The 26,430-nt window shown below is 51.8% G+C and carries 20 protein-coding genes, 2 tRNA genes and 3 rRNA genes; 21 read left to right on the top strand and 4 right to left on the bottom strand.

The window, feature by feature from the left end; translation table 11 throughout:
• The first annotated feature begins 28 nt into the window (after positions 1-28).
• From ABHF33_RS01645 to ABHF33_RS01585, 13 genes are all read left to right on the top strand, one after another.
• Positions 29-1,186 (top strand): hypothetical protein, encoded by a 1,158-nt coding sequence (locus tag ABHF33_RS01645; protein ID WP_348945332.1) that lies wholly within the window; start codon positions 29-31, stop codon positions 1,184-1,186.
• Positions 1,187-1,349: 163 nt separating this feature from the next.
• Complete coding sequence (locus tag ABHF33_RS01640; RefSeq protein ID WP_348945331.1) at positions 1,350-2,513, top strand: hypothetical protein; 1,164 nt, start codon at positions 1,350-1,352, stop codon at positions 2,511-2,513.
• A gap of 151 nt (positions 2,514-2,664) precedes the next feature.
• Positions 2,665-3,801, top strand: coding sequence for a hypothetical protein (locus ABHF33_RS01635; RefSeq protein ID WP_348945330.1), 1,137 nt, complete (start codon positions 2,665-2,667; stop codon positions 3,799-3,801).
• A 156-nt stretch (positions 3,802-3,957) separates the two neighbouring features.
• Complete coding sequence (locus ABHF33_RS01630) at positions 3,958-5,094, top strand: hypothetical protein (RefSeq protein ID WP_348945329.1); 1,137 nt, start codon at positions 3,958-3,960, stop codon at positions 5,092-5,094.
• 53 nt (positions 5,095-5,147) lie between these two features.
• Positions 5,148-5,585, top strand: coding sequence for a DUF1877 family protein (locus ABHF33_RS01625; RefSeq protein WP_348945328.1), 438 nt, complete (start codon positions 5,148-5,150; stop codon positions 5,583-5,585).
• A 37-nt stretch (positions 5,586-5,622) separates the two neighbouring features.
• Entirely contained in the window at positions 5,623-5,964 is a 342-nt protein-coding gene (locus tag ABHF33_RS01620) for a ribonuclease E inhibitor RraB (protein WP_348945327.1), read from the top strand.
• A gap of 131 nt (positions 5,965-6,095) precedes the next feature.
• Positions 6,096-6,728 (top strand): uracil phosphoribosyltransferase, encoded by a 633-nt coding sequence (gene upp / locus ABHF33_RS01615; protein ID WP_348945326.1) that lies wholly within the window; start codon positions 6,096-6,098, stop codon positions 6,726-6,728.
• Between the two features lie 8 nt (positions 6,729-6,736).
• Positions 6,737-7,966 (top strand): uracil-xanthine permease family protein, encoded by a 1,230-nt coding sequence (locus tag ABHF33_RS01610; RefSeq protein WP_348945325.1) that lies wholly within the window; start codon positions 6,737-6,739, stop codon positions 7,964-7,966.
• A 198-nt stretch (positions 7,967-8,164) separates the two neighbouring features.
• On the top strand, positions 8,165-9,850 hold the full coding sequence (locus ABHF33_RS01605) for a glutamine--tRNA ligase/YqeY domain fusion protein (RefSeq protein ID WP_348945324.1): 1,686 nt from the start codon (positions 8,165-8,167) through the stop codon (positions 9,848-9,850).
• Between the two features lie 121 nt (positions 9,851-9,971).
• Positions 9,972-10,397, top strand: coding sequence for a hypothetical protein (locus ABHF33_RS01600; RefSeq protein ID WP_348945323.1), 426 nt, complete (start codon positions 9,972-9,974; stop codon positions 10,395-10,397).
• Positions 10,398-10,467: 70 nt separating this feature from the next.
• A complete protein-coding gene (locus tag ABHF33_RS01595; protein ID WP_348945322.1) occupies positions 10,468-12,186 on the top strand; it encodes an ABC transporter ATP-binding protein/permease in 1,719 nt (572 codons plus the stop codon).
• A 62-nt stretch (positions 12,187-12,248) separates the two neighbouring features.
• The gene (gene hemE / locus ABHF33_RS01590) at positions 12,249-13,316 is read left to right on the top strand and encodes a uroporphyrinogen decarboxylase (RefSeq protein ID WP_348945321.1); all 1,068 of its coding nucleotides are present in this window, start codon (positions 12,249-12,251) and stop codon (positions 13,314-13,316) included.
• A gap of 392 nt (positions 13,317-13,708) precedes the next feature.
• Positions 13,709-15,889: a primosomal protein N' gene (locus ABHF33_RS01585; protein ID WP_348945320.1), complete on the top strand. Its 2,181-nt coding sequence runs from the start codon at positions 13,709-13,711 to the stop codon at positions 15,887-15,889.
• A 73-nt stretch (positions 15,890-15,962) separates the two neighbouring features.
• Here ABHF33_RS01585 and ABHF33_RS01580 read toward each other — a convergent pair whose 3' ends face one another.
• The 4 genes from ABHF33_RS01580 to grxC all read right to left on the bottom strand — a co-directional run bounded on the left by ABHF33_RS01580 (position 15,963) and on the right by grxC (position 18,304).
• Entirely contained in the window at positions 15,963-16,955 is a 993-nt protein-coding gene (locus ABHF33_RS01580; protein ID WP_348945319.1) for an NAD(P)H-dependent glycerol-3-phosphate dehydrogenase, read from the bottom strand.
• Positions 16,956-16,975: 20 nt separating this feature from the next.
• Positions 16,976-17,425: an SH3 domain-containing protein gene (locus ABHF33_RS01575; protein ID WP_348945318.1), complete on the bottom strand. Its 450-nt coding sequence runs from the start codon at positions 17,423-17,425 to the stop codon at positions 16,976-16,978.
• Positions 17,406-17,894, bottom strand: a complete 489-nt coding sequence (secB, locus tag ABHF33_RS01570) for a protein-export chaperone SecB (protein ID WP_157670616.1) — start codon at positions 17,892-17,894, stop codon at positions 17,406-17,408. The genes ABHF33_RS01575 and secB overlap by 20 nt, the downstream gene beginning before the upstream one ends.
• Positions 17,895-18,037: 143 nt before the next feature.
• Complete coding sequence (gene grxC / locus ABHF33_RS01565; protein WP_348945317.1) at positions 18,038-18,304, bottom strand: glutaredoxin 3; 267 nt, start codon at positions 18,302-18,304, stop codon at positions 18,038-18,040.
• Between the two features lie 425 nt (positions 18,305-18,729).
• On the opposite strand from grxC, the gene ABHF33_RS01560 reads away from it, so the two are divergent.
• The 8 genes from ABHF33_RS01560 (at position 18,730) to ABHF33_RS01525 (ending at position 26,352) form a co-directional block, all read left to right on the top strand.
• Positions 18,730-20,263: ribosomal RNA gene (locus ABHF33_RS01560) — 16S ribosomal RNA — on the top strand.
• A gap of 119 nt (positions 20,264-20,382) precedes the next feature.
• Positions 20,383-20,459, top strand: a tRNA-Ile gene (locus ABHF33_RS01555).
• Positions 20,460-20,497: 38 nt separating this feature from the next.
• Positions 20,498-20,573, top strand: a tRNA-Ala gene (locus ABHF33_RS01550).
• A gap of 381 nt (positions 20,574-20,954) precedes the next feature.
• A 23S ribosomal RNA gene (locus ABHF33_RS01545) occupies positions 20,955-23,841 on the top strand.
• 160 nt (positions 23,842-24,001) lie between these two features.
• Positions 24,002-24,115: ribosomal RNA gene (rrf, locus tag ABHF33_RS01540) — 5S ribosomal RNA — on the top strand.
• Together the 16S, 23S and 5S rRNA genes with 2 tRNA genes alongside form the textbook arrangement of a ribosomal RNA operon.
• A gap of 205 nt (positions 24,116-24,320) precedes the next feature.
• Positions 24,321-24,956, top strand: coding sequence for a dTMP kinase (gene tmk / locus ABHF33_RS01535; protein ID WP_348945316.1), 636 nt, complete (start codon positions 24,321-24,323; stop codon positions 24,954-24,956).
• The gene (holB, locus tag ABHF33_RS01530) at positions 24,953-25,978 is read left to right on the top strand and encodes a DNA polymerase III subunit delta' (protein WP_348945315.1); all 1,026 of its coding nucleotides are present in this window, start codon (positions 24,953-24,955) and stop codon (positions 25,976-25,978) included. The genes tmk and holB overlap by 4 nt, the downstream gene beginning before the upstream one ends.
• Before the next feature lie 5 nt (positions 25,979-25,983).
• Positions 25,984-26,352 carry a PilZ domain-containing protein gene (locus tag ABHF33_RS01525; RefSeq protein WP_157670665.1) on the top strand — a complete coding sequence of 123 codons (369 nt, stop codon included), beginning with the start codon at positions 25,984-25,986 and terminating at the stop codon, positions 26,350-26,352.
• The last annotated feature ends 78 nt before the right edge of the window (positions 26,353-26,430 follow it).

The raw sequence follows: 26,430 nt of genomic DNA, 5'->3' as shown, positions 1-26,430 counted from the left end.
CGCAGCGCGCAGGATTTCAGGGATAAGTATGAGTTATCAAATTGTTGTGATGGATATTAATAACGACTACGTCGGTGCAAATATGACGGCTTGGATTCCATTTCGGGAGCCCGATGTGGACTATATGGTTGGTAGATTCACGACGCAAGGTACACCACCAGACATGGCGCAAAGCCTGCGCTTGCAGCGCTTTGCACATTGCTTGCTCATGCAGATACCGCAAAATGATCCCATGTGGCGTGGGGCTGATCCGCAAGCCGAGGTGGCAGCACTAAGCACCAAGGGTTGGATCATCAATGTTGATTCGGTTCATGCCGAACGCCTGCTGCGGGCAGCGATACCACTGGCGCGAAATTTAAACCTGGCCGTCGCCGACCGAAATAGCGGACTCTATTTTGAGTCACGCGACAAATACCTTGTAATTCCGCCCAGCGGTGCAGAGCGCTGGCGCCAATTAGATCCTGAGGTCGAACCAGGGCAATCGACGCGATACAACGAAGAGGCCATTTTTGCTCGCTTTGTCGAACAACTGGATATCCCACTGACTCAGCTGGGTTTTGAACGGATTCTGCTTGATCACAGAGGAAGACCTTTTGATTACCCCACGTGTAGTTACATTCGCTTGCGTGATGGTGTGAAAAATGAGTTTGATGTGTTTTTAAGTGGTAGCGGAATGAACGCCGAAGCAAAGATGAGTTTGGCCGTTGCCAGCGAACGCGCGCTGTCCTTAATTAGGCAAGCCCAACATGAGCTGGAAGGAAGGGCATGGGAGGACTGCCATCGAGTGCAGCAGATCCAAGTGCAGAATTTTGTAGGTCAGCATGTGCTAGAGGGGGGCAAAGTCTTGCGCTATAACTCTTGCCAGTGGTGTGGTGAGGTGGATTGGCTGGCGGAAGTCTCGCTGCAGACTTTACCCACGTTGATAAGACAATCCGAGAGCATATCTGGGATGTGTGGATTATTGCGTGAAGGGATGTGCATCAATTGGCATCATTATTCCATCTGGCGCATGCTGGTGATTTTTGCCTATTTGATCTGGAGTGGCGCGCAAAACGAGTTCGAAGAACTAGCCACCCATCGTCTGGCTTGGTGCCGTACAGACAAGCCTGAAGAAGTGGCAGGGCTGATTGCGGTGATCGACTACTGCCGCGATACACTCAAACCCGATCCTGACGGCTTGCCTTGATGGGTATATGTCCGTAGCCATTAATAAATAGATCAATTAGCGATATACCTGCGGTGGGTACCTTTGGCGAAATCTGATCCGGCCAAGAAAATCATCAGGCCCAGCCAAATAGGCAAATAGGCAAAACATAATAAGCGCAGCGCGCAGGATTTCAGGGGAAGGTATGACTTATCAAATTGTTGTGATGGATATCGCCAATGCCTACCACAATGGCAATGCGGCTGTTTGGATGCCTTTTAAAGTGGCCGATGTTGAAGTGATGGTTGACTGGTTTACCAGACCGGGTGAGCCGCCCGCTTTCGAGCAACGCTTACGTCTGCAACGTTTTGCGCATACTTTACTGGCGCAGATTCCACTGGCTGATCCGCTATGGGGTGGGCGCGATCCAGAGGCCGAGGTGGCGGCGTTAGCTACTTGTGGCTGGGTCATCAATGTCGATCCAGCGTATGCTGATCGACTGCTGCGTGCTGTGCTGCCGCTGGCACGTAATTTGCATTTGTCGGTTGCCGATCGTCAAAGCGGGCTCTACTTTGAGGCGCGCGATAAGTATCTCGTCCTGCCGGAAAGCGGTGCCGATGTCTGGCGGCAGTTTGACCCAGAGGTCGAACCGGGCAACTCGACTAACACGCTGAGCGAAGAAGAAGCCATCGCTCGCTTTAACGAGCAACTGGCACCAGTTTTGGCATCCTTAGGTTTCGAGTACGTTCGGATTAACGCATGGGGGAAGCTGATCGACTATCCATCGTGTCGATATGTGCTTGAGTATAATGGCATGCGTTGCTCATTTTCAGTATCTGTAGAGGGTCTAGGAGTCCGTGCGACTGCAAATCCCTCATTGAACATAGAATCTGAGCGGTTAGGTATCCTAACAAAGCTGATTGAGCATGAGGTACTGGGTAAGCCTTGGGAATCTTGCCGTAGCAGAGCCGTTATTCTGCACCTAGATCGTATTGCAGGCCTAGAGTGGCTAGATGAGCGAAAGCTCATTCTTTTTCACAAATGCCGCTGGCATGGCGAAGTGGATTGGCTCGCCGACATTACGCGGCAGAAGCTACCGACACTGATTACGAAAACCCAAAGCATGGCGGGCGTGTGTGAATTGCTGCGCGAGGACTTACGCCATACTTGGCCGAGCTATACGATTTGGCAGATGCTGAGGATTTTTGCCTATCTGATCTGGAGTGGCGCACAGGACGAGTTCGAAGAACTTGCCGCGCGCCGCCTATCTTGGCTCAAAACAGAAAAGCCCGAAGCCGTTGCCGAACTGGAATTATTTATTAATTACTGTCGCAACACGCTCAAACCCGATCTGGATGGATTACCTTGATGGGTATGTGCCCGTAGCTATTGATAAATAAACTACTTGGCGATATACCTATTGTGGGTATTTCTGGCTGAGCCTGATGCGGCGAGGGAAATCATCTGGGCGAGCCAAAACAAGCAAAATAAGCGCAGCGCGCAGGATTTCAGGGGAAGGTATGACTTATCAGATTTTTGTGATGGATGTTGATTCCGATACGCGAAACGGCAACATCGTGGCGTGGTTGGTATATACCGAAAACGACGTCAAGTATTTAGTTGATAAATTTAGCGAAGTTGGCACACCACCCAATGGCAAGCAGCAACTGCGCTTGACCCGCTTTGCCAGCCGATTGCTCAACAGCATTGCGCCGAACGATCCGATCTGGGGTGGGCGTGATGTCTTGGCTGAGGTGCTGGCTTTGCAAACCAAAGGTTGGCTGATTTCGGTCGCGCCAGAACATGCAGAGCGCCTATTGCGAACTGTTTTGCCACTGGCGCGGCATTTGCGTTTAGCCATCGCCGATTTGCAAACGGGCATCTATTTTGAGCCGAGAGAAGAAAATAAGGTGATCCCTGAGGCGGCGCTGCCAACGCTACAGGTGCTTGACCCCGAGTTGAAGCCGCGCAATAAGCCGCTCACTAAAGCGCTGATTTATGAGGGCTTTGCCGAACGCCTTGCTGCGCCATTGGCTACGCTAGGGTTTAGTCGTTATGACCCAGGTTATAGCCCTTCGTGCGAGTTTAGGCATGAGCAGAACGGTATCCGCTGTACAGTCGATCTTACTGTTCACGGCAGAGCGAGTGACCCTCAAGTCCAACTCAATTTTTCGGTGGCTAGTTTGCGTGCTGGGACATTTTACAGACAGGCCAAACAGACTTTGCAGGGCAAGAGCATAAACCCAGATCCATTCTTTTGTACTGTAGTGGAGTTGCCTGCTTCGGGTGAAGTCTGGACTAAGACTGGCCAATGGATTTCATATGATTATTGCCGATCAATCGAGGAATTGAATTGGTTGGTAGAAGTATGCCTGCAGCGCTTACCAACCATGGTTCAGTTAAGCAGCAGCATTGCCGGGATTAATGTACTGAATCTTGAATGCTTACGTATGCGCTGGCAGCACTTAGATGGCAACCAACAATTATTGGATTATGCCTACTTGATTTGGGGTGGGCAGTTAGCCGAGTTTGAAGAACTGGCTGCGCGCCAGTTGACCAAGCATCGAGAAAGAGGATCAACCTATGGTTTCGATGTCGAGCAGTTAATCGCCTACTGCCGCGATACGCTCAAACCCGATCCTGACGGCTTGCCTTGATGGGTATGTGCCCGTAGCCATTAATAAATAGATCAATTAGCGATATACCTGCGGTGGGTACCTTTGGCGAAATCTGATCCGGCCAAGAAAATCATCAGGCTCAGCCAAACAGGCAAAAAAATAATAAGCGCAGCGCGCAGGATTTCAGGGGAAGGTATGACTTATCAGATTTTTGTGCTGGATGTTGATTCCGATACGCGAAACGGCAACATCGTGGCGTGGCTTGTTTATACCGAAGAGCATGTCAAGTCTGCGGTTAACAACTTTAGCGAAGTGGGTACGCCACCCAATGGCCAGCAGCAATTGCGCTTGAACCGCTTGGCTTATCGTTTGCTGCAACTGTTGCCACTGTCCGACCCGATCTGGGGCGGGCAAGATCCGCGTGCGGCGGTGAAGTCTTTGCAAACCAAGGGCTGGCTAATCTCGGTCGCGCCAGAGCATGCCGAGCGACTGTTGCGCGCCATCTTGCCGCTGGCGCGGCATTTGCGTTTGGCCATCGCCGATTTACAAACGGGCATCTATTTTGAGCCGAATGAAGAAAATAAGGTGATCCCTGAGGCGGCGCTGCCAACGCTACAGGTGCTTGACCCCGATATGAAGCCGCGCAATAAGCCGCTTACTAAAGCGCAGATTTATGAGGGCTTTGCTGAACGTCTTGTTGCGCCATTGGCTGCGCTCGGGTTTAGTCGCTATGATCCGGGCTATAGCCCGTCATGCAAATTTAGGCGTGAGCAAAATGGCGTTTGCTGCGAGTTGTCTGTGATGAGTGAAGGTAGACCACATAATCTCAGCGCAAAAATAAAATTCAACGTTTATAGCGAACGAGCAGGAATGCTGCGTGCCAAAGCAGAGCAAGATCTGCTGGGGGTGCCTGCAGAAAAAGCGAGTCACTTTAATTTAGTGGTGAGCCTCCCTGCCGCGGGGGAGGTATGGACCAAAACTGGGCAAACGATTTCGTACGATTTCTGCCGTTCAATCGAGGAAATGAATTGGCTCACCGAGGTGGCTTTGCAGCGTGTACCGACGATGCTCAAACTTAGCGACAGCATTGCCGGTATCAATACGCTTAATCGTGAGTATTTACGTAAGTTCAGTACAACACAAAATAGTTTAGGGCAACTATTTGACTACGCCTATTTAATCTGGGGTAATCAGTTGGCCGAATTTGAAGAGCTGGCTGCACGGCAATTGGCTAGGCAGCGGGAAACTGGATCAACCTATGGTTTTGATGTGGAAAAACTGATCGCCTACTGCCGCGATACACTCAAACCCGATCCGGATGGATTGCCTTGATGGGTATATGCCCGTAGCTATTTATCAACAATAATTCTAAGGATATACCCGATATGAGTATGAGTTTCTTTTTGCAGGCATTTACTGCTGCGCAGCTTGAGCAAATGCGTGATGATCCTGAGTGCATTAACACGCTGGTCGATGGCCAGCAGGCGCAGGCGGCGATTGATCTGGATTATGTTGGCGATGCCTTGCGCATCGCGCTCAATGGCGTGGGCTTTGCCAGTGATGAGATGGTGGGTGAGGTGCTGTCTTTCGGCTGTATGCTGGTTGATCCTGAATTGGTGAAAGTGCAGGCGGCCATGCTGGCACGCTGGGATCAGCCGCGCTTGATGGCGCGGGTGGAGGAAATGTACAACGACGAAGAGGCTGAAGAAATGCCTGATGTGCAGGTGTCTGGCCCGGCACTGTGGCCACATTTTGTGACGCTACAGCAGTTTTACCAACAGGCTGCGCAGCAAGGCTGGGCGGTGCTGATTTATTTGGCTTAGCACTTGGCGGCAAGTTACCGCATCAATGAAGGATTTTATGATTACCCTAGCCCAACTCGAAGAAATGTTCGCCAGTATCCGTGATAACACCGACTGGGATTTATCCGCGCCGCTGCTGTGGGGCTATTTTTTTACTGCGGATAGTGATGAGCAGCTCGCGGATGTGATCCCTATGCTTGAAGCGCAGGGCTATGCTTTTGTTGATTTGTTTATTCCGCAGCTTGATGCCGGGCAGGATGAGTATTTTGTGCTGCACATGGAAAAAGCCGAGGTGCATACCACGACAACGCTGTTCGCGCGCAATGCCGAACTCGCCGAGTTTGCCGCGCAGCATGGTCTGCGCAGTTATGACGGGATGGATGTCGGGCCGCTGGGCTGAGTGGCTTGGGCGCTTTGGAGGAGGGCTGCTTTTTTGATGCAGGGCAAAGCAGCTGCGAACACAGGAATTTCCTCAATAGCGATTTTGCGGCAAATATCTACAATGGCGCCATTGAAAAAGAGGATAAAAATATGCAAATCACCGTCGTCAACCACCCCCTGGTGCAGCACAAACTGGCTTTAATGCGCGAAGCCGATGTGTCGACCAATAAATTTCGCCTGCTGACCGAAGAGCTGGCGCGTTTGCTGGCTTATGAAGCCACGCGTGACCTAGCGCTGGAAGACGTCACTATCCAGGGCTGGTGCGGTGATGTTCAGGTTAAAAAAATCAAAGGCAAAAAGCTCACCGTCGTGCCGATTTTGCGCGCGGGCTTGGGGATGTTGAACGGCGTGCTGGATCTGGTGCCGTCGGCAAAAATCAGCGTGGTGGGTTTGGCGCGTGATGAAGAAACGCTGCAGCCGGTGCCGTATTTCGAGAAATTTGTTGGCGATCTGCAAGATCGTCTTGCGCTGATTATCGATCCGATGCTGGCCACCGGTGGCTCGCTGGTGGCGACAGTGGACATGCTCAAACGTAATGGCTGCAAAGACATTATCGCGATTGTGATGGTGGCTGCGCCCGAAGGCGTGAAATTGATGAATGAAAAGCACCCCGATGTCAAAATTGTGAGTGCATCACTTGATTCACATCTGAATGAGCACGGCTACATTATTCCGGGCTTGGGTGATGCGGGCGATAAAATCTTCGGCACAATTAATAAATAAGGCGCGCTATGTTCCACGAAATCAAGCAGTTTATTTCCGGCGCGCAAATTCTGTTTGTGGCCTTCGGCGCGCTGGTGCTGGTGCCCTTGCTCACTGGTTTAAACCCGGCGATGGCCTTGCTCGGTGCTGGCGTTGGTACATTGATGTTCCAGCTGATTACCAAACGCCAAGTGCCGATTTTCCTCGGTTCGTCATTTGCGTTTATTGGCCCAATTATTTTTGCGATGCAGACTTGGGGTCAGGCCGCGACACAATTTGGCCTGTTTTTCGCTGGGTTTATGTATTTCATCATCGCCGGTTTGATTAAATGGCGTGGTATGGGCTTTATTCATAAATTGCTGCCGCCCGTGGTGATTGGCCCGGTGATTATGGTGATTGGTTTGTCGGTGGCAGTGGCCGCATCGGGCATGGCGATGGGGCAGGGCGGCGGCAAGCAGCTGGTGCCGTATGGCGTATCGCTGCTGCTGGCGACGATTTCGCTGACGACGACCATTATCGTGTCGGTGTTTGCCGGTGGCATGCTGCGCTTGGTGCCGATTTTATCGGGCGTGGTCGCGGGCTATATCGCGGCAGTGTTTCTGGGCGTGGTTGATTTATCGGGTATTGCCAATGCGCCGTGGTTTGCGATGCCGCATTTTGTGACGCCCGAGGTCAACTGGGCGGCTGCGCTGTTTATGTTGCCGGTGGCGATTGCGCCAACGATTGAGCATATCGGCGGCGTGATGGCGCTGGGCAAAGTCACTGGTCAAGATTACACGGTCAATCCCGGCCTGCATCGCACTTTGGGCGGTGATGGCATGGGCGTGTGTTTTGCTGGCCTGATCGGCGGCCCGCCGATTACCACCTACGCCGAAGTGACTGGCGCGCTGATGATTACGCGTAATTTCAATCCGGTGATCATGACTTATGCCGCTATTTTGGCGGTGATTCTGGCCTTCTTTGGCAAATTTAACGCCATTTTGGTGTCGATTCCGATGCCGGTGATGGGCGGGATTATGGTGCTGTTGTTCGGCACGATTGCGTCGATCGGCTTGAAAACGCTGATCGATAGCAAGGTTGATTTGATGCTGCCGCGCAATCTGGTGATTGTATCGGTGGTACTGACCTGCGGGATTGGCGGCTTGATGGTGCAAGTGGGTAACTTCAATCTGGTGGGGGTGGGGCTAGTGAGCGTGTTGGCGATTGTGCTGAATCTGCTCTTGCCCAATCCGCCAGCAGAGCCTGCTACCGAGATTTAGTTTTGCATGGGTATGTGCATGTAGGCTAATGTAGAATTGCTTTTTAGTCATATACCCCTGTATTTATCCAAAATGGCGAGCCTGTCTCGCCATTTTCTATCGTACCGTGAAAATCGCCACACCTTCAAGACAGCCCGCGATGCGGCTGGGTTTGGTAGAATCACGGCTTAAATTCAATTTATTGTCGAACCGAGTGTTATGAGCCAAGAAAACGCAGTTGCCCCGACCAGTAATTTTGTCCGTCAAATCATTGATGCCGATCTGGCTAGCGGTAAACATCAGGCTGTCCAGACGCGCTTTCCGCCTGAGCCCAATGGCTATCTGCACATTGGTCACGCTAAATCGATCTGTCTGAATTTTGGCATTGCTGCTGATTATCAGGGCAAATGCAATCTGCGTATGGACGACACCAATCCGGAAAAAGAAGAAGACGAATACGCTGCGGCAATCGAAGCCGACGTGCGCTGGTTGGGTTTTGAGTGGAATGGCAATGTGCGCCATACCTCGGATTATTTCGACCAATTGCACGGCTACGCCATCGAGCTGATCAAAGCGGGCAAAGCTTTCGTTTGCGATCTGAACGCAGAAGAAATGCGTGATTACCGTGGCGACTTTCAAAAGCCAGGGCGTAATAGCCCTTTCCGTGATCGCTCGGTTGAAGAAAACCTCGATCTGTTCGAGCGGATGAAAAACGGTGAATTTGCCGACGGTAGCAAAACGCTGCGCCTGAAAATTGATATGGGTTCGCCCAATCTGAACCTGCGCGATCCGGTGTTTTACCGCATCAAGCGCGCAACGCACATCAAAACTGGCGACAAATGGTGCATCTACCCGATGTACGATTATTCGCATTGCATTTCCGACGCGCTGGAAGGCATTACGCACAGCCTGTGTACGCTCGAATTTGAAGACCATCGTCCGTTGTATGACTGGGTATTGGACAACATCACCATCCCTTGCCATCCGCAACAGATCGAGTTCTCGCGCCTTGAGCTGCTGTACTCGATTACGTCAAAGCGCAAATTGAACCAGCTGGTGACCGAAGGTCTGGTTAGCGGTTGGGATGATCCACGTTTAACGACCATCAGCGGCATGCGTCGCCGTGGCTACAGCCCGGCGGGGATTCGCCTGTTTGCGCAGCGTATTGGTGTGAGTAAAGGCGAGAACATCATCGACTTTTCAATTCTGGAAGGTGCGGTGCGTGAAACGCTAGAGACCGAAAGCCCCCGCGTAATTGCGGTGCTGAACCCAATTAAAGTGACGCTGACCAATTTTGAAACCGGTGTCACCAGCAGCCGCAGCGCGCCATTCCATCCGCATCATGAAGAAATGGGCGAGCGCGAAATCCCAATTGCACCCACGCTGTGGATTGAGCGTGATGATTTTGCCGAAGAACCACCGAAAGGCTGGCAACGTCTGACTTTGGGTGGCGAAGTGCGCTTGCGTTACTCCTACGTTATCAAGTGCGATGAAGTGGTGAAAGACGCCAACGGCGAAATCGTTGAGCTGAAATGCTCGATTGACCCGAAAACGCTGGGTCAAAACCCCGAAGGCCGTAAAGTGAAAGGCGTGATCCACTGGATCTCGGCTGAGCACGCAATCGAAGCCGAAGTTCGTCTCTACGAGCGCCTGTTTACCGAGCCTCGCCCGGATGCGATTCGCGGCGAAGACGGTCAGTATCTGGATTTCAAACAATTCATTAACCCTGAATCGCTGAAAGCTATCACCGCCTATGTCGAGCCTTGCGTGCGTGATGCCGCGCCAGAAACGCGCTATCAGTTTGAGCGTCTGGGCTACTTTGTGACGGATCGCCACGATCATCAGGCGGGCGGCAAGCCGGTGTTTAACCGCACGGTGACGCTGAAAGATTCTTGGGCGAAATAATAAGTAGGGCGCAATCGCCACAGGCATTGCGCCGTTTGAATGGTGTATTGGCGTATTGCGCGCTACGCGTTGAATACGCCCCATATTAAGCGGATTTCGACTTCATATTTGGAATAAACACATGAAACAAATATTGAAAATGGCATTGCTGGGCTCGGCACTGCTGCTGTCATCGCTGGTGATGGCGGAAGATACCGCCACTGCAGCGGCCAAGGTTGATGTCGTGATTGCCAAAGGCAAAGTTGGCCAAGCGCCTGTTCAAGTGGTGTATGACTATCTGGCCGACCGGATTAGTGATGAATATGGCGTGGGCGAATATCAGAATCTGCATATCAGCCAGAAAGCCGCTGGTGCGGAAGATTTTCACCAGGTTGCGCTGGAAGTGGTGCAGTCGGGCTTGATGGATGATGCGATCGCTTCACAGCGCTATCGCTTTGTTTTGAGTGTCAACGAAGAAGCCAAGGTGTGGCAGATCAAATCGGTCACGCAGGATTGGCAGTGCCGCCGTGGCCATAAAAAGGCCTGGACACAGAAACCTTGTAAATAAACCTAGCTTGAACCTGTAACGAGCGCGTTGGCGCTCGTTTTTTGCATTTGCGCATGATTTGGATCTGAGTATGTCGGCCGCTAAAGCTCCCACTGTTCGTCATTTGTTTCGCAATTTCTGGCGCATCGCCAAACCGTATTGGGTTTCAGAAGATAAATTACATGCCTGGGGATTGCTGGCGCTAATCATCAGCCTATCTTTGGGGTTGGTGTACATGAATGTGCAATTTAATAAATGGAACAACGATTTTTATAATTCGCTGCAAGACTACAATTTACCGGCCTTTAAGGCTGCAATTATTAAATTCGGCTATCTTGCCGCTGCTTACATTGTGATCGCGGTGCACGCAATTTGGTTTCAGCAAATGTTGGAAATCCGCTGGCGAAAGTGGGCAACAGCGCATTTCACGCGCCGTTGGATACACGACAATACCTTTTACCGTATGCAACTAACTGATAAAGACACCGACAATCCGGATCAGCGTATTGCCGAAGATGTTGATCAGTTTATTTCTTATTCATTGTCTCTTTCTTTGGGGTTGATGCGTTCCATTGTGACGCTGGTTTCATTTATTGGCATTTTGTGGACGCTATCAGGTCCCTTGAGTTTTGTGCTTGGTAATACCCCTGTGACTATTCCTGGTTATATGGTTTGGGTTGCTATCTTGTATGCCGCGGTTGGGACTGGTATTACCCTCTGGCTCGGGCGTCCTTTGGTTGGCTTGAACTTTATGCAGCAACGCTATGAAGCTGATTTTCGATTTGGCTTGGTGCGTGTGCGTGAAAATGCCGAATCGATTGCGCTGTATGCCGGCGCGAAAGATGAACAGGAGCGCTTGGGCTATCGCTTTTTGAATGTGGTGAATAATTTCTGGTCGCTGATGAGTATGAACAAGCGCCTGACTTGGTTCACTTCATTTTGGGGCCAACTGGCGATTATTTTCCCGCTGATCATCGCAGCACCACGCTTTTTTGCCAAGGAAATCCAACTCGGTGGCCTAATGCAGATTAATTCAGCATTCGGCAAGGTTTATGATTCACTGGAGTTTATTATCGGTAGTTTTTCCACTCTTGCGAAATGGAAGGCTGTCATTGATCGTTTGACCACCTTTGAAAAAAGTATAGAAGTTGCAGATCAGTTGCCGCGGATTACGCCACAGCCGATTAAGCAAGGTATGCAAGTGAGCGATTTGTCGGTCAGCAAACCTACTGGCGAAGTATTACTGGCCAAACTAAATCTAGGCCTAAACGCTGGTGATACTTTGTTGATTCGCGGAAAATCAGGTAGCGGCAAATCAACATTACTACGCTCGCTAGCAGGTATATGGCCCTATGCCCAAGGTTATCTTGGCATGCAGAGTAATACCCGTAGTTTGTTCCTATCGCAAAAGCCATATATGCCACTGGGTAGCCTGCGCGCTGCGCTGTATTACCCCAATGATGTTGAGCAGGATGATGGTCAAATCGCCGAGTTGCTGATGATGGCAGGATTAGCCCATTTGCTACCGCGCCTCGATGAAATTGACGCCTGGTCGCATGTGCTGAGCCTGGGCGAGCAGCAACGGATTGCGTTATTGCGTGCGATTTTGGTCAAGCCCGATTTCCTGTTTATGGACGAATCAACGTCGGCGCTGGATGCCGATGGTGAGGCCGTGCTGTACCAAGCGGTACGCGAAGCGATGAAAGATGGTGTAATGATTAGCGTGGGGCACCGTGTTGGGCTCACCGAGTACCACGCCCAAGTGCTTGATTGTTACGGCAGCGGCCAATGGGCGCTCAATTCGTTGTAACGCAATTTGGATTTTGAATTAATTAATGATGAAGAGCCCGTAGACGGGCTGATTGGAAAAACATGCTAAAAAATGACACCTTCCTGCGTGCGCTATTGCGCGAACCCGTTGACTACACGCCCGTGTGGATGATGCGCCAGGCGGGACGCTATCTGCCTGAATACTGCGCGACGCGCAAAAATGCTGGGTCTTTTTTGCAGTTGTGTAAAAACACCGAGCTGGCAACCGAGGTGACTTTGCAGCCGCTCGATCGCTTTCCTCTCGATGCGGCGATTCTGTTCTCCGATATTCTGACCGTACCCGATGCAATGGGCTTGGGGCTGTATTTTGCTGAAGGTGAAGGCCCGAAATTTGAGCGCACTGTGCGCACCGAAGAAGATGTTGCGAAACTCTTTGTTCCCGACGTCGGCACTGAATTGAAATATGTCACCGACGCGGTGAGCTCGATTCGCAAGGCTTTGGATAATCGCGTTCCGCTGATCGGCTTCTCTGGCAGCCCGTACACACTGGCTTGCTATATGATCGAAGGCGGTAGCTCTAGCGATTACCGCAACATCAAAACCATGATGTATGCGCGTCCAGACCTTTTGCACCGTATCCTGGAGGTCAATACCCTCACGGTGATTGATTATCTGAATGCGCAAATCGAAGCGGGTGCGCAAGCGGTGCAGATTTTTGATAGCTGGGGTGGATCGCTGCCATTCGGCAAATATCAGGAATTCTCGCTGCAATATATGGCGCGGATTGTTGCTGGCTTGAAGCGCGAAAACGACGGGCGCAAAGTGCCGGTGATTGTGTTTACCAAGGGCGGTGGTCAGTGGCTGGAAGACATTGCCGCGACCGGTTGCGATGCAATTGGTTTGGATTGGACCACCGACATCGGCGAGGCGCGCCGTCGTGTGGGCGATAAAGTGGCACTGCAAGGCAATTTTGACCCGGTGGCGCTATTTGCGCCGCCTGCGGCGATTGAAGCCGAGGTCAAACGCATACTTGATAGCTACGGCAGTGCAGGGACGCAGAAAACTGGCCATGTTTTTAATCTGGGGCACGGTATTTCTCAGTACACCAACCCCGATCATGCCGCTGCGCTGGTGGCTGCAGTGCATCGCCATTCTGGTAAAAATGGCTAATTCTTACTGTTGGTTAATGTTTTGTAATGTTGCGCATAATCAGTGACTTGGCGCGATGTTTTGAAGTGCTGTACAGTAAACAAACGCCAAGTTATTCACAAATAAAATTGCTGTCTTTTTATCTTGTCAAGCGCTAAGCAAAAATAATCTTCAAACCATTGACAAACAGTAAGTGTATGAATTTATTGGCCTATTTTTTTTCAGCTTAATTTTTGTGCAATCTAAACATCATCAAGTGTGTATTGGGTTTTTTCCGGTTTTCAATGCTTAGTCCACAAAACTATCCACAGAAACTGTGAATAACCATTTTTTGTTCAGTTTTATGCCAAATCGACTGGACAAAAGTGCTGTGGGATGATTTCACAACCTCAAAAACAGGGTACGCAAACGCAGTGAGCGGCAGCTTTGTGATGGTGGCGCTGGATGTGCCGCTCAATCGTCTTTTTGGCTATGGTGTCGGCGATTTTGACCCGCAAGTTGGTCAGCGCGTCATTGTGCCGTTTGGCCCGCGTCAGCTCTCGGGCTTGGTGATCGAGCGTCGTGCCGATGCCGGTGACTTTACTGGCAAAACCCGCAATATTCTAGCGGTGCGCGATGATTTGCCGCCCTTGCCCGCAGCCACGCTCGCTCTGTGCCAGTTTGTAGCTGATTACTATCACCATCCTTTAGGCGCTGTGATCAGCAGTGCCTTACCGACGGTATTTCGCAATGTTCCCGCATTTAAAGCGCCCGCGCCAGCCTGCGTTTACTACACGCCCGATCTAGATAAATTACTGGCCAATATTGGCAAACGCGCGCATGCGCAGCAGCGCGTGGCCGAGTCCCTGGCTTTGCCGCATACCCCCGCTGCGCTACGGCGAGTGCACGATAGCGGCGTGAAATGGGCTAAGGGCTGGCTGGAAGCGGGTTTGGTGTGTACGGCGGCGGAAACCTCGGTGCTGGCCGCAGCTAGCCCATGTTTACCGCTGAATGATGAGCAAAGCGATGCAGTGGCTCGGCTTAGCTCAGCACAAGGATTTGAACCGTTTTTGCTGTACGGCATTACCGGTAGCGGTAAAACTGAGGTTTACCTGCAAACGATTGCCGCCGTGCTGGCGCGCGGTGAGCAGGTATTGGTACTGATTCCCGAAATTAACCTGACCCCACAGCTGGAAGGGCGTTTTCGTGCGCGTTTCCCCGGTGTGCATATGGCGTGCTTACACAGCGGCTTGAATGACACCGAGCGCGCGGTCAATTGGCTGGCAGCGCTATCGGGAAATGCGAGGATTGTGTTGGGGACGCGTTTGGCGGTGTTTACGCCGCTGCCCGCATTGGGGATGATCGTCGTCGATGAAGAGCACGATCCTTCATTTAAACAGCAAGATGGCTTGCGCTACTCGGCGCGCGACGTCGCGGTGTATCGCGCCCGCACTGCTGGCGTGCCGATTGTATTGGGCAGTGCTACCCCCAGTATTGAGAGCTGGGCCAATGCTAAAGCGGGCCGCTACCAGATACTCCAGCTCAAAGAGCGTGCAGTACCCGGCGCGGTATTGCCCAAGATCACGCTGTTGCCAGTAAAAAAAGCCGGTCTGATCGACGGTTTTAACCGCATGGCCTTCGCCAAAATGCACGAGGTGCTAGAGCGCGGTGAGCAGGTCTTGGTTTTTATCAACCGCCGTGGCTATTCGCCGGTGCTGCAGTGTGGCGAGTGCGGCTGGATGGCCTCGTGTCAGCACTGCTCGGCGCGGCTGGTGCTGCATTTGCGTGATCGCCGCCTGCGTTGTCACCATTGCGGTTTTGAAGAAGCCATTACCCATGCTTGCCCGGATTGCGGTAATCAGGACCTCAAGCCTGTTGGGCAAGGTACGCAGCGGCTGGAAGAATCGCTCGCGACGCATTTTCCCGGCAAAACGATCTTGCGCATTGATCGCGACAGCACGCGCCGCAAAGGCGAAATGGATGCGGCCTTGGCGCAAGTGCATTCGGGCGAGGCCGATATTCTGATCGGCACACAAATGCTGGCTAAAGGGCATGATTTTGATCGGCTTAATTTAGTCATTGCGCTCAACGCCGATACTGGTTTATTCAGTGTTGATTTTCGTGCCGAAGAGAGATTATTTGCGCTGCTCACGCAGGTGGCTGGACGCGCCGGTCGGCGCGAAACGCCCGGCGAGGTGATGATACAAACGGCTTTTGCCGATCACCCGTTTTATCACCAATTATTGGGGCGCGATTACACGCCATTTGCCGAGCGGACCTTGCAAGAGCGCACAGAAATGCTGCTGCCGCCGGCTGCCGCTTGGGCACTATTTCGCGCCGAAGCTCCGGATATCGAGCAGGCCTTGGCGATTTTAAAATTGATCCGGGTGTGTTTTGAGCAATTGGATAGCGCATTACTGCAACCCATCACGCTCAACCAGCCGGTGGCGGCCACAATGGTCAAGCGAGCTGGAGTTGAGCGCGCCCAGCTATTAATCGCCGCACCGCAACGTGCACAGTTGCAACGTGCCCTGCATCAGGCGATGCCACATGTTGAAGTGATCAAAACCGGCAAAGGGCGCTGGACGCTGGATGTAGATCCAATTGAAATTTAGCTTGCTTGCTGATGAATGAGGGGTGCGCCGCGAAAAGCTATTAAATATTGATTGCTTTCGCGGCACTTTACTCTTAGATGGAGCCTTCCATCTTCGGGCTGCGACCCATTAGCTCAGCGATAATGTCGCTAACGGCGACGTTTTCAAATAAGACTTGGCAGACCGAACGCGTAATCGGCATTTCAATGCCGAGTCCTTCGGCTTGGCGCAATACTTCGCGCGCAGTCGGTACACCTTCGGCGACGTGGCCGAGGTTTTTCAGTACGCCATCCAAATCTAAGCCTTGCGCCAGTAATAGCCCAACGCGGCGGTTGCGGGATAAGTCACCGGTGGCGGTGAGCATCAAATCGCCAATCCCGGCCAAACCCATCATGGTTTCGGGTTTGCCACCCAAGGCAACACAGAAACGCGCCATTTCGGCTAGGCCGCGGGTGAGCAGGGCGGCGCGAGCGTTCAGGCCTAGATTGAGGCCATCGGCAACGCCAGCGGCAATCGCCATCACGTTTTTAACCGCAGCGCCGATTTCAACGCCGATAATGTCGTCCGACGCATAGAGGCGCAGGATATTGGTGTTCAGGTCATTGACCACTTGCTGGGCAAAAGCCGCGTCGCTGGCCGCAATGGTCACCGCAGCGGGCAGGCCTTTGGCAACTTCTTGCGCAAAGCTCGGGCCAGAGAGCATGCCGCGCGCGATATGCGCTGGCATTTCTTGTTCGGCGACTTGGTGTGGCAGCAACATCGTGCCAGCTTCCAAGCCCTTGCACGCCCACAGCACGGGGGCGGTGTTACCCAGTTCAGCCAGTGCTTTCAAGGTGCCGCGCAGGCCGGACATTGGAGTGACGATCAAAATAAGGCCTGCGCCCGCAATCGCCTCATTCATCGAGTGGCTAACGGTGAGCGTATCGGGGAAAGGGGTATTGGGTAGATAGCGGGTATTGCAGCGTTCTTGCTGCATTTGGGCGGCTTGATCTGCTTCGCGTGACCACAGGGTAACAGCTTGACGATCGGCGAATCGAATCGCCAAGGCGGTGCCCCAGGCACCTGCGCCTAACACGGCCAGTTTCAAAGGAATTCTCCTCTCCAGGTTTAAGCGCCCCAGACGTCTTCGATGCGGATGTAGCCCATGGCGCCATCACGGTGTTTGATTTTCAGCCAACCAGTGCGGGTGTCTTGCTGTAATTCAAGCAATACATTGCGCTCGACTTTAAACAGCAAGGCAGAGCCGGGGTTGGCGTCTTTGCGTACTTCGGCCAAGCGATTGGCCTGTACGTAGCGGACAGTACTGGTGTCTGCTTTGGCTAACCAGGCCAAGGTGCCATCACGGTCGCGAATGCGCAGCCATGTGCCTTGTTCGGCCAATACTTCAAGTGGGATATTGGCGCTCAGTACAAATCGTTTTGCGCTGTTTTCGCTAGGGGATTCGTACAGGATGACGCCAGTGCGGTTGGTGGAGCGGTATTCGACGGCGAAAACACTACTGGCAACGCCTGCCAGTAGTGTCGCAATCAATACCGGCTTAATGCGTTGTTTGCTCATTGGCTTGCTGTGCTGCAGCTTGCTGGCGTTGCTGGATGTAAATGGCTTCGAAGTTAATCGGCTGCAGCAGCAGTGGCGGGAAGCCGGCGCGCGTAGTCAGATCCGATACTGCTTCGCGCAGATAAGGGAACAAAATGCTTGGGCAGCCAATGCCCAGTAGTGGATCAAGCTCTTGTTCCGGGATGTTTTCAATCTGGAACAGGCCTGCTTGCGTTACTTCAACTAGAAAAATCGTGCGATCTTCGGCTTTGGCAGTAGCTGTTACTGTCAGGCTGGCTTCAAAAAAGCCATTGTCGAAGCTGCGTGCCTGGTTACGGAACTGGATATTGAATTCAGGCTGACCTTCTTCCATAAATGCATTCGGCGCAGAAGGCGATTCGAGGGAAATGTCGGTGACGTACAGTTTTTGTACAGCAAAAACAGGTTGCTGAGATTCTTCTTGTTGTACAGCTTGGTTTTCTTCGCTCATGGTCCATCCCTTGTGAGTCGTTTGGTTTATATAAAGCCTTGCATGGCGTGCATGGAGCCGCGCGCCGAAATCATCGCACAAAACAAGCTGCGCTGACCATTGCTGGAACTCGTATCCAGGTATTTGTCGTGGCTGAGCAGCATTTATCCTGCGTTGCCGTTCAAAAGCGGAATTAATTTGCCAGCGTGATCAAGCGCTGCCAAGTCATCAAAGCCACCGACGTGATAATCATCAATATAAATTTGCGGGACGGTACGGCGCTGTGTGCGTTCCATCATGACTGCACGTTGCGCCGGGTCTTGGTCAACACGGATTTTTTCGATCGATGTTACGCCGCGCTGCGTTAGTAGTCGTTCGGCGCGATCACAGTATGGGCAGTAGCCAGTACTATACATAAGCACTTTGGGCATTCGGACTCCAGGTCTGGGCTTGGCCATTACAGCTGAGCCTTGGTTATTCATGCTGATATAGATAGGGATGGTTTGGGATTCTGCAAGAGCCGTTGTTTGGTGGTGTTTTCAGTTTCCTTTAAAAACAGCCGCTTATCGCCTTTCTTCGCTTTTCTTCGTACTCAGGTGTTGACGACTTCCAGGGGCGTGGGTATAGTTCGGCCTCTCTGCTGATGACGCAGCGAAACGAAGTAGTCGTTTCTCTGGTTCTTCAGCCCGATCTTTAACAAATTACAGCCGATGAGTGTGAGTGCTTGATTCGTAAGTCAAATCAAGTGCTTGCACTCAATTGAAAAGAAAATTGAAAGACAAATTCTTCGGAATTTATCTCGCAGTTTCTTTGAGTATTGAAGTACAAGCCAAGTAGTACATTTAGCTTAGAGATTAAACGAAAGAGTTTGATCCTGGCTCAGATTGAACGCTGGCGGCATGCTTTACACATGCAAGTCGAACGGCAGCACGGACTTCGGTCTGGTGGCGAGTGGCGAACGGGTGAGTAATACATCGGAACGTACCCAGTAATGGGGGATAACTATCCGAAAGGATAGCTAATACCGCATACGCCCTACGGGGGAAAGAGGGGGATCGCAAGACCTCTTGTTATTGGAGCGGCCGATGGCTGATTAGCTAGTTGGTGAGGTAAAGGCTCACCAAGGCGACGATCAGTAGCGGGTCTTAGAGGACGATCCGCCACACTGGAACTGAGACACGGTCCAGACTCCTACGGGAGGCAGCAGTGGGGAATCTTGGACAATGGGCGCAAGCCTGATCCAGCAATGCCGCGTGCGTGAAGAAGGCCTTCGGGTTGTAAAGCGCTTTTGTCAGGGAGCAAATCCTTGTGGCTAATACCCACCGGGGATGAGAGTACCTGAAGAATAAGGACCGGCTAACTACGTGCCAGCAGCCGCGGTAATACGTAGGGTCCAAGCGTTAATCGGAATTACTGGGCGTAAAGCGTGCGCAGGTGGTTTGTTAAGCACGATGTGAAATCCCCGAGCTCAACTTGGGAATTGCATTGTGAACTGGCTAACTAGAGTACGGCAGAGGGGGGTGGAATTCCACGTGTAGCAGTGAAATGCGTAGAGATGTGGAGGAACACCGATGGCGAAGGCAACCCCCTGGGCTGATACTGACACTCATGCACGAAAGCGTGGGGAGCAAACAGGATTAGATACCCTGGTAGTCCACGCCCTAAACGATGTCAACTAGTTGTTGGGCTTTTCGGAGCTTAGTAACGCAGCTAACGCGTGAAGTTGACCGCCTGGGGAGTACGGTCGCAAGACTAAAACTCAAAGGAATTGACGGGGGCCCGCACAAGCGGTGGATGATGTGGATTAATTCGATGCAACGCGAAAAACCTTACCTGGTCTTGACATGTACGGAATCCTTGAGAGATCGAGGAGTGCCTTCGGGAACCGTAACACAGGTGCTGCATGGCTGTCGTCAGCTCGTGTCGTGAGATGTTGGGTTAAGTCCCGCAACGAGCGCAACCCTTGCCACTAGTTGCTACCATTCAGTTGAGCACTTTAGTGGGACTGCCGGTGACAAACCGGAGGAAGGTGGGGATGACGTCAAGTCCTCATGGCCCTTATGACCAGGGCTTCACACGTCATACAATGGTCGGTACAGAGGGTCGCTAACCCGCGAGGGGGTGCCAATCTCACAAAACCGATCGTAGTCCGGATTGCACTCTGCAACTCGAGTGCATGAAGTCGGAATCGCTAGTAATCGCGGATCAGCATGTCGCGGTGAATACGTTCCCGGGCCTTGTACACACCGCCCGTCACACCATGGGAGTGGGTTTCACCAGAAGTAGGTAGGCTAACCGCAAGGAGGCCGCTTACCACGGTGGGATTCATGACTGGGGTGAAGTCGTAACAAGGTAGCCGTAGGGGAACCTGCGGCTGGATCACCTCCTTTCAAGAGAAAGACCTGCGGGTCAAGTACTCACACTCATCGGCTGTAGATTTTGAAGATACAGAGAAAGTAGCTGAGCAATGAAGCAATTCATTGTTGGGTTACGGACTTGGTTGGAAGCTGGGTCAGTAGCTCAGTCGGTTAGAGCACCGTCTTGATAAGGCGGGGGTCGCTGGTTCGATTCCAGCTTGACCCACCATTGATTCATCAGTGGAAACAGCTTAGTAATGCCAGATTGGGGGATTAGCTCAGTTGGGAGAGCACCTGCTTTGCAAGCAGGGGGTCGTCGGTTCGATCCCGTCATCCTCCACCAATCAAACTGTGAGGTGTTAGGCGTGAAGAGTAAGGTGTAAAACCTGTTCCAAACTAGCTTAAACGAGATATCACAATTGAAGCAATTAACACCGTTAGTTGTTTGAATTCTGATTTCTTAAATCAGCAGCGATTTAATTGGCTGTATCGTTCTTTAACAAAATAGAAGAAGTAATATCTCCTAATTAAACAATGTAGGAGTGAAGTTGGGTTTGAGGTTTACGCCTCACGCCTTACGCCTCACTCCTTACAGTATGAAATTGGGTTGATTGTATCTGCTAGTCAAAAGACTAGCCGTTGAATGACCTGAGAAATCATTCAACAAGTCGTAAATACCGATACTCTAAACCGAGATCACGGTAAAACGTGTTTGAGGTTATAGGATCAAGCGAATAAGTGCATCTGGTGGATGCCTTGGCGATGATAGGCGACGAAGGACGTGATAGCCTGCGATAAGCGTGGGGGAGCTGGCAAAGTGCTTTGATCCCACGATTTCCGAATGGGGAAACCCGGCCCTTTTGGGTCATCCATGACTGAATACATAGGTCATGTGAAGCGAACGCGGTGAACTGAAACATCTAAGTAACCGCAGGAAAAGAAATCAACCGAGATTCCCAAAGTAGTGGCGAGCGAAATGGGAAGAGCCTGTACGTGATAGCAGTCGTGTTAATAGAAGGCAATGGAAAGTGCCGCCATAGTGGGTGATAGCCCCGTATATGAAAACACAATTGTGGTACTAAGCGTACGAGAAGTAGGGCGGGACACGAGAAATCCTGTTTGAAGATGGGGGGACCATCCTCCAAGGCTAAATACTCATCATCGACCGATAGTGAACCAGTACCGTGAGGGAAAGGCGAAAAGAACCCCGGGAGGGGAGTGAAATAGAACCTGAAACCGGATGCATACAAACAGTGGGAGCAGACTTGTTCTGTGACTGCGTACCTTTTGTATAATGGGTCAGCGACTTACGTTCAGTAGCAAGCTTAACCAAATAGGGGAGGCGTAGGGAAACCGAGTCCGAATAGGGCGCACAGTTGCTGGGCGTAGACCCGAAACCAAGTGATCTAGCCATGGCCAGGATGAAGGTGCGGTAACACGCACTGGAGGTCCGAACCCACTGACGTTGCAAAGTCAGGGGATGAGCTGTGGCTAGGGGTGAAAGGCTAAACAAACTTGGAAATAGCTGGTTCTCCTCGAAAACTATTTAGGTAGTGCCTCATGTATCACTGACGGGGGTAAAGCACTGTTATGGCTAGGGGGTCATCGCGACTTACCAAACCATGGCAAACTCTGAATACCGTCAAGTGCGAGCATGGGAGACAGTCCTGGGGTGCTAACGTCCTGGGACAAGAGGGAAACAACCCAGACCGCCGTCTAAGGTCCCAAATGATCAATTAAGTGGAAAACGAGGTGGGAAGGCATAGACAGCCAGGATGTTGGCTTAGAAGCAGCCATCATTTAAAGAAAGCGTAATAGCTCACTGGTCGAGTCGTCCTGCGCGGAAGATGTAACGGGGCTCAAATTGATAACCGAAGACGCGGATATGTACGATGTACATATGGTAGAGGAGCGTTCTGTAAGCCTGTGAAGGTGTCTTGAGAAGGATGCTGGAGGTATCAGAAGTGCGAATGCTGACATGAGTAGCGATAAAGGGGGTGAAAAGCCCCCTCACCGAAAACCCCAGGTTTCCTGCGCAACGTTCATCGGCGCAGGGTGAGTCGGCCCCTAAGGCGAGGCAGAAATGCGTAGTCGATGGGAAACAGGTTAATATTCCTGTACTTGGTATTAGTGCGATGTGGGGACGGAGAAGGTTACCTCAGCCAACGGTTGGAAGAGTTGGTTTAAGTGTGTAGGCGTGTGGCTTAGGCAAATCCGGGCTGCTTTAACGCTGAGGCATGATGACGAGTCTACTTGTAGACGAAGTGAGCGATACCCTGCTTCCAAGAAAAGCCACTAAGCTTCAGCTAATATCGAACCGTACCGCAAACCGACACAGGTGGGTAGGATGAGAATTCTAAGGTGCTTGAGAGAACTCGGGAGAAGGAACTCGGCAAATTGACACCGTAACTTCGGGAGAAGGTGTGCCTCTAGTCAGTGAAGGTGTACAACCGGAGCTAAATGAGGCCGCAGAGAAATGAGGGCTGCGACTGTTTATCAAAAACACAGCACTGTGCTAACACGAAAGTGGATGTATACGGTGTGACGCCTGCCCGGTGCTGGAAGATTAAATGATGGGGTGCAAGCTCTTGATTGAAGTCCCAGTAAACGGCGGCCGTAACTATAACGGTCCTAAGGTAGCGAAATTCCTTGTCGGGTAAGTTCCGACCCGCACGAATGGCGTAACGATGGCCCTACTGTCTCCTCCCGAGACTCAGCGAAGTTGAAGTGTTTGTGAAGATGCAATCTCCCCGCTGCTAGACGGAAAGACCCCGTGAACCTTTACTGTAGCTTTGCATTGGACTTTGAAGTGGTTTGTGTAGGATAGGTGGGAGGCTTTGAAGCTGGAACGCTAGTTTCAGTGGAGCCGTCCTTGAAATACCACCCTGACCCCTTTGAGGTTCTAACCTTGGTCCGTTATCCGGATCGGGGACCGTGCATGGTAGGCAGTTTGACTGGGGCGGTCTCCTCCCAAATTGTAACGGAGGAGCTCGAAGGTCGCCTAGGTACGGTCGGACATCGTACTGATAGTGTAATGGCAAAAGGCGGCTTAACTGCGAGACCGACAAGTCGAGCAGGTGCGAAAGCAGGACATAGTGATCCGGTGGTTCTGAATGGAAGGGCCATCGCTCAACGGATAAAAGGTACTCCGGGGATAACAGGCTGATTCCGCCCAAGAGTTCACATCGACGGCGGAGTTTGGCACCTCGATGTCGGCTCATCACATCCTGGGGCTGTAGCCGGTCCCAAGGGTATGGCTGTTCGCCATTTAAAGTGGTACGTGAGCTGGGTTCAAAACGTCGTGAGACAGTTTGGTCCCTATCTGCAGTGGGCGTTGGAAGTTTGAGGGGGGCTGCTCCTAGTACGAGAGGACCGGAGTGGACTGACCTCTGGTGTACCGGTTGTCACGCCAGTGGCATTGCCGGGTAGCTAAGTCGGGAATAGATAAGCGCTGAAAGCATCTAAGCGCGAAACTAGCCTCAAGATGAGACTTCCCTAGGTCTTTAAGACCTCTAAAGGATCGTTCGAGACCAGGACGTTGATAGGTCGGGTGTGGAAGCGCAGTAATGCGTTAAGCTAACCGATACTAATTGCCCGTGAGGCTTGATCCTATAACCTGAGACGCGTTATGCGATGAAGGTGCAATCGACCCGATTGCGAATTGTTGAATAAAGAGATGAACCGGAAGCATGCGAATGCGACTGATGAAAGATTACTTCTTCTATTGATTTCGAGTAGTTGTTTGAAAAAACAGCGACTCACCCAGTTTTGTCTGGTGACCATAGCGAGGTGGTCCCACTCCTTCCCATCCCGAACAGGACAGTGAAACGCCTCAGCGCCGATGATAGTGCGGATTGCCCGTGTGAAAGTAGGTCATTGCCAGACTACCCTAAGAAAGCCAGAAGCCCAGTTCGAAAGAGCTGGGCTTTTTGCTGTCTGCGAGATGCGCAACGCGTTGGATGGGTATATGGCTGGAGGGTATGCTTAGATTGCTTTGTAGACGTATACGGCATTGGGTATCTTGTCGAGCGCGAATGGATTGCGTGTGAGACAATTCTGCCTTATCCAATGATCTAGGCAGATTTCAGCCATGCAGCGTGGCCGCTTTATATCGGTAGAAGGAATTGATGGTGCAGGCAAAAGCACGCATCTGGCTTGGCTGGTTGACTATATGCAGCGTCGCCAGCTGCAGGTGCGGCAAAGCCGAGAGCCTGGCGGCACGCCGCTGGGTGAAAAGTTACGGGCACTATTGCTCAACGATGAAATGCACCTAGAAACCGAAGCCCTGCTGATGTTTGCCGCACGCAACGAGCATCTGCAGCAAGTGATTCTGCCGGCTTTGACTGCGGGTGAATGGGTTCTGTGTGATCGTTTTAGCGATGCAACTTATGCCTATCAATGCGGTGGCCGTGGCTTGTCAATCGAACGTTTTATGCAGCTAGAGCAATGGGTGCAAGGCCGTGATGGCGGTGCGACTGCTCTGATCGAGCCCGATCTGACGCTGATTTTTGACGTTCCACTTGATGTGAGTCAGGCCCGTATGGCCAACTCGCGGGTGCTGGACCGCTTTGAGCGCGAACAGGCTGATTTTCATGCCAAAGTCCGTGCTGCTTACCTGCAACGTGCTGCTGAACATCCGCAGCGCATTCGTGTGATCAATGCCAATCGCTCGATTGAGGCGATTCAAACCGAATTGGCGCAATTGATGGATGGGTTTCTTGCATGAGCAACTTGCCATATCCGTGGCTGGATAAACCCTGGCACGATTTGATCCGCGAAGGTGATCGTCTGCCGCATGCTTTGCTGTTTACTGGTGAAGCCGGGATCGGCAAGCGTGCTTTGGCGCAGTATTTGGCGCAATTTTTATTGTGCGAATCACCGAACAAAGCCAGCCAACCCTGCGGTGAATGCGATGCGTGTCGCTGGTTTGTCGCAGGCAATCATCCTGATTTTCGTCTGCTACAACCGGCCGATGCAGATGATTCGGTCGAAGAAGCCGATGCAGGCAAAAAAGCCAAAAAGAAATCATCGGTAATCGGCGTCGATGATGTCCGCGAGCTGGCCGATTTTGTCAATCTGAGTGCACATCGCGGCGGCACACGCGTCACCATAGTCGCGCCTGCCGAGGCGATGAATACCGCTGCTGCGAATGCGTTTTTAAAAACGCTGGAAGAACCGCCTGCTGGTGCAGTATTTATCCTGATTTCGGATCACTGGCGGCGACTGCTACCGACCATTCGCAGCCGTTGCCGCGTTTTCCCGCTGACAATTCCCGAGCCGAAAGTGGCGATGGCCTGGCTGGCTGGGCAGGCGGTGGTCAATCCTTTGCTGCATCTGGCACATACGGGTGGCGCACCGCTGGCTGCGGCTGAAGATGCTGCGGCCGAATGGCTGCCTGTGCGCAGTGCATTTCTTGAAAAAATGGCTGAGCCAGCCACGCTGAATGTATTACAGCTGGCCGCAGAGCTGGAAAAAGCCAAACTTGACACAGTTTTGATACTTGATTGGCTACAAAAATGGGTTTATGACGTAATCAGCTTGGGAATGGCGGGGGTTATTCGTTATTATCCAGACTGGCAAGATGCACTGGAGCGGGTTTCACCACGCGCTAGTTTATTGCTCGGTTTTGCCAGTCAGTTGAATGAGTCGCAAGCGCTGGCTCATCATCCCTTGAATCAGCGTTTGGTGCTGGAAGGTTTATTGTTTGGATATCTTGATGCTTTGCGTGGTCAGGATCGCCGAGGTTAATGATTATGAGTGAAGATGCAGTTCGCGCCCCGACATCACGTCCAGGGGTTTTGTCTTTGAATATCAAGGAAAAAGCAGCTTTATACGCCTCATACATGCCGTTTATCAAAGGCGGCGGGATCTTTATTCCAACCAACAAGGCCTATACGCTGGGTGATGAAGTGTTTATGTTGCTGTCATTGCTGGACGATCCGGCCAAGATTGCTGTCTCTGGCAATGTGGTGTGGATTACGCCACCCGGTGCGCAGAATAATCACCAGCAGGGCATTGGCGTGCAGTTTTCTGCCAATGAGGCAGGCAAGCAGGCCACCGTCAAAATCGAAAATCTGCTGGGTGGCTATTTGCAATCGGGTCGCACCACGCACACGATGTAAACTTGGCGGCAAATTCGAGTATCATCAGCAAGATAGCCGTACCGGCTGGTACGGCTTTTTTTATGTTTGGATGATTTG

Origin of the sequence: Chitinibacter sp. FCG-7 (genome assembly GCF_040047665.1) — a bacterium.
Classification (GTDB): domain Bacteria; phylum Pseudomonadota; class Gammaproteobacteria; order Burkholderiales; family Chitinibacteraceae; genus Chitinibacter; species Chitinibacter mangrovi.
The sequence above is the reverse complement of the archived record's forward strand: the minus strand, read 5'-3'. Positions and strand labels throughout refer to the sequence as shown.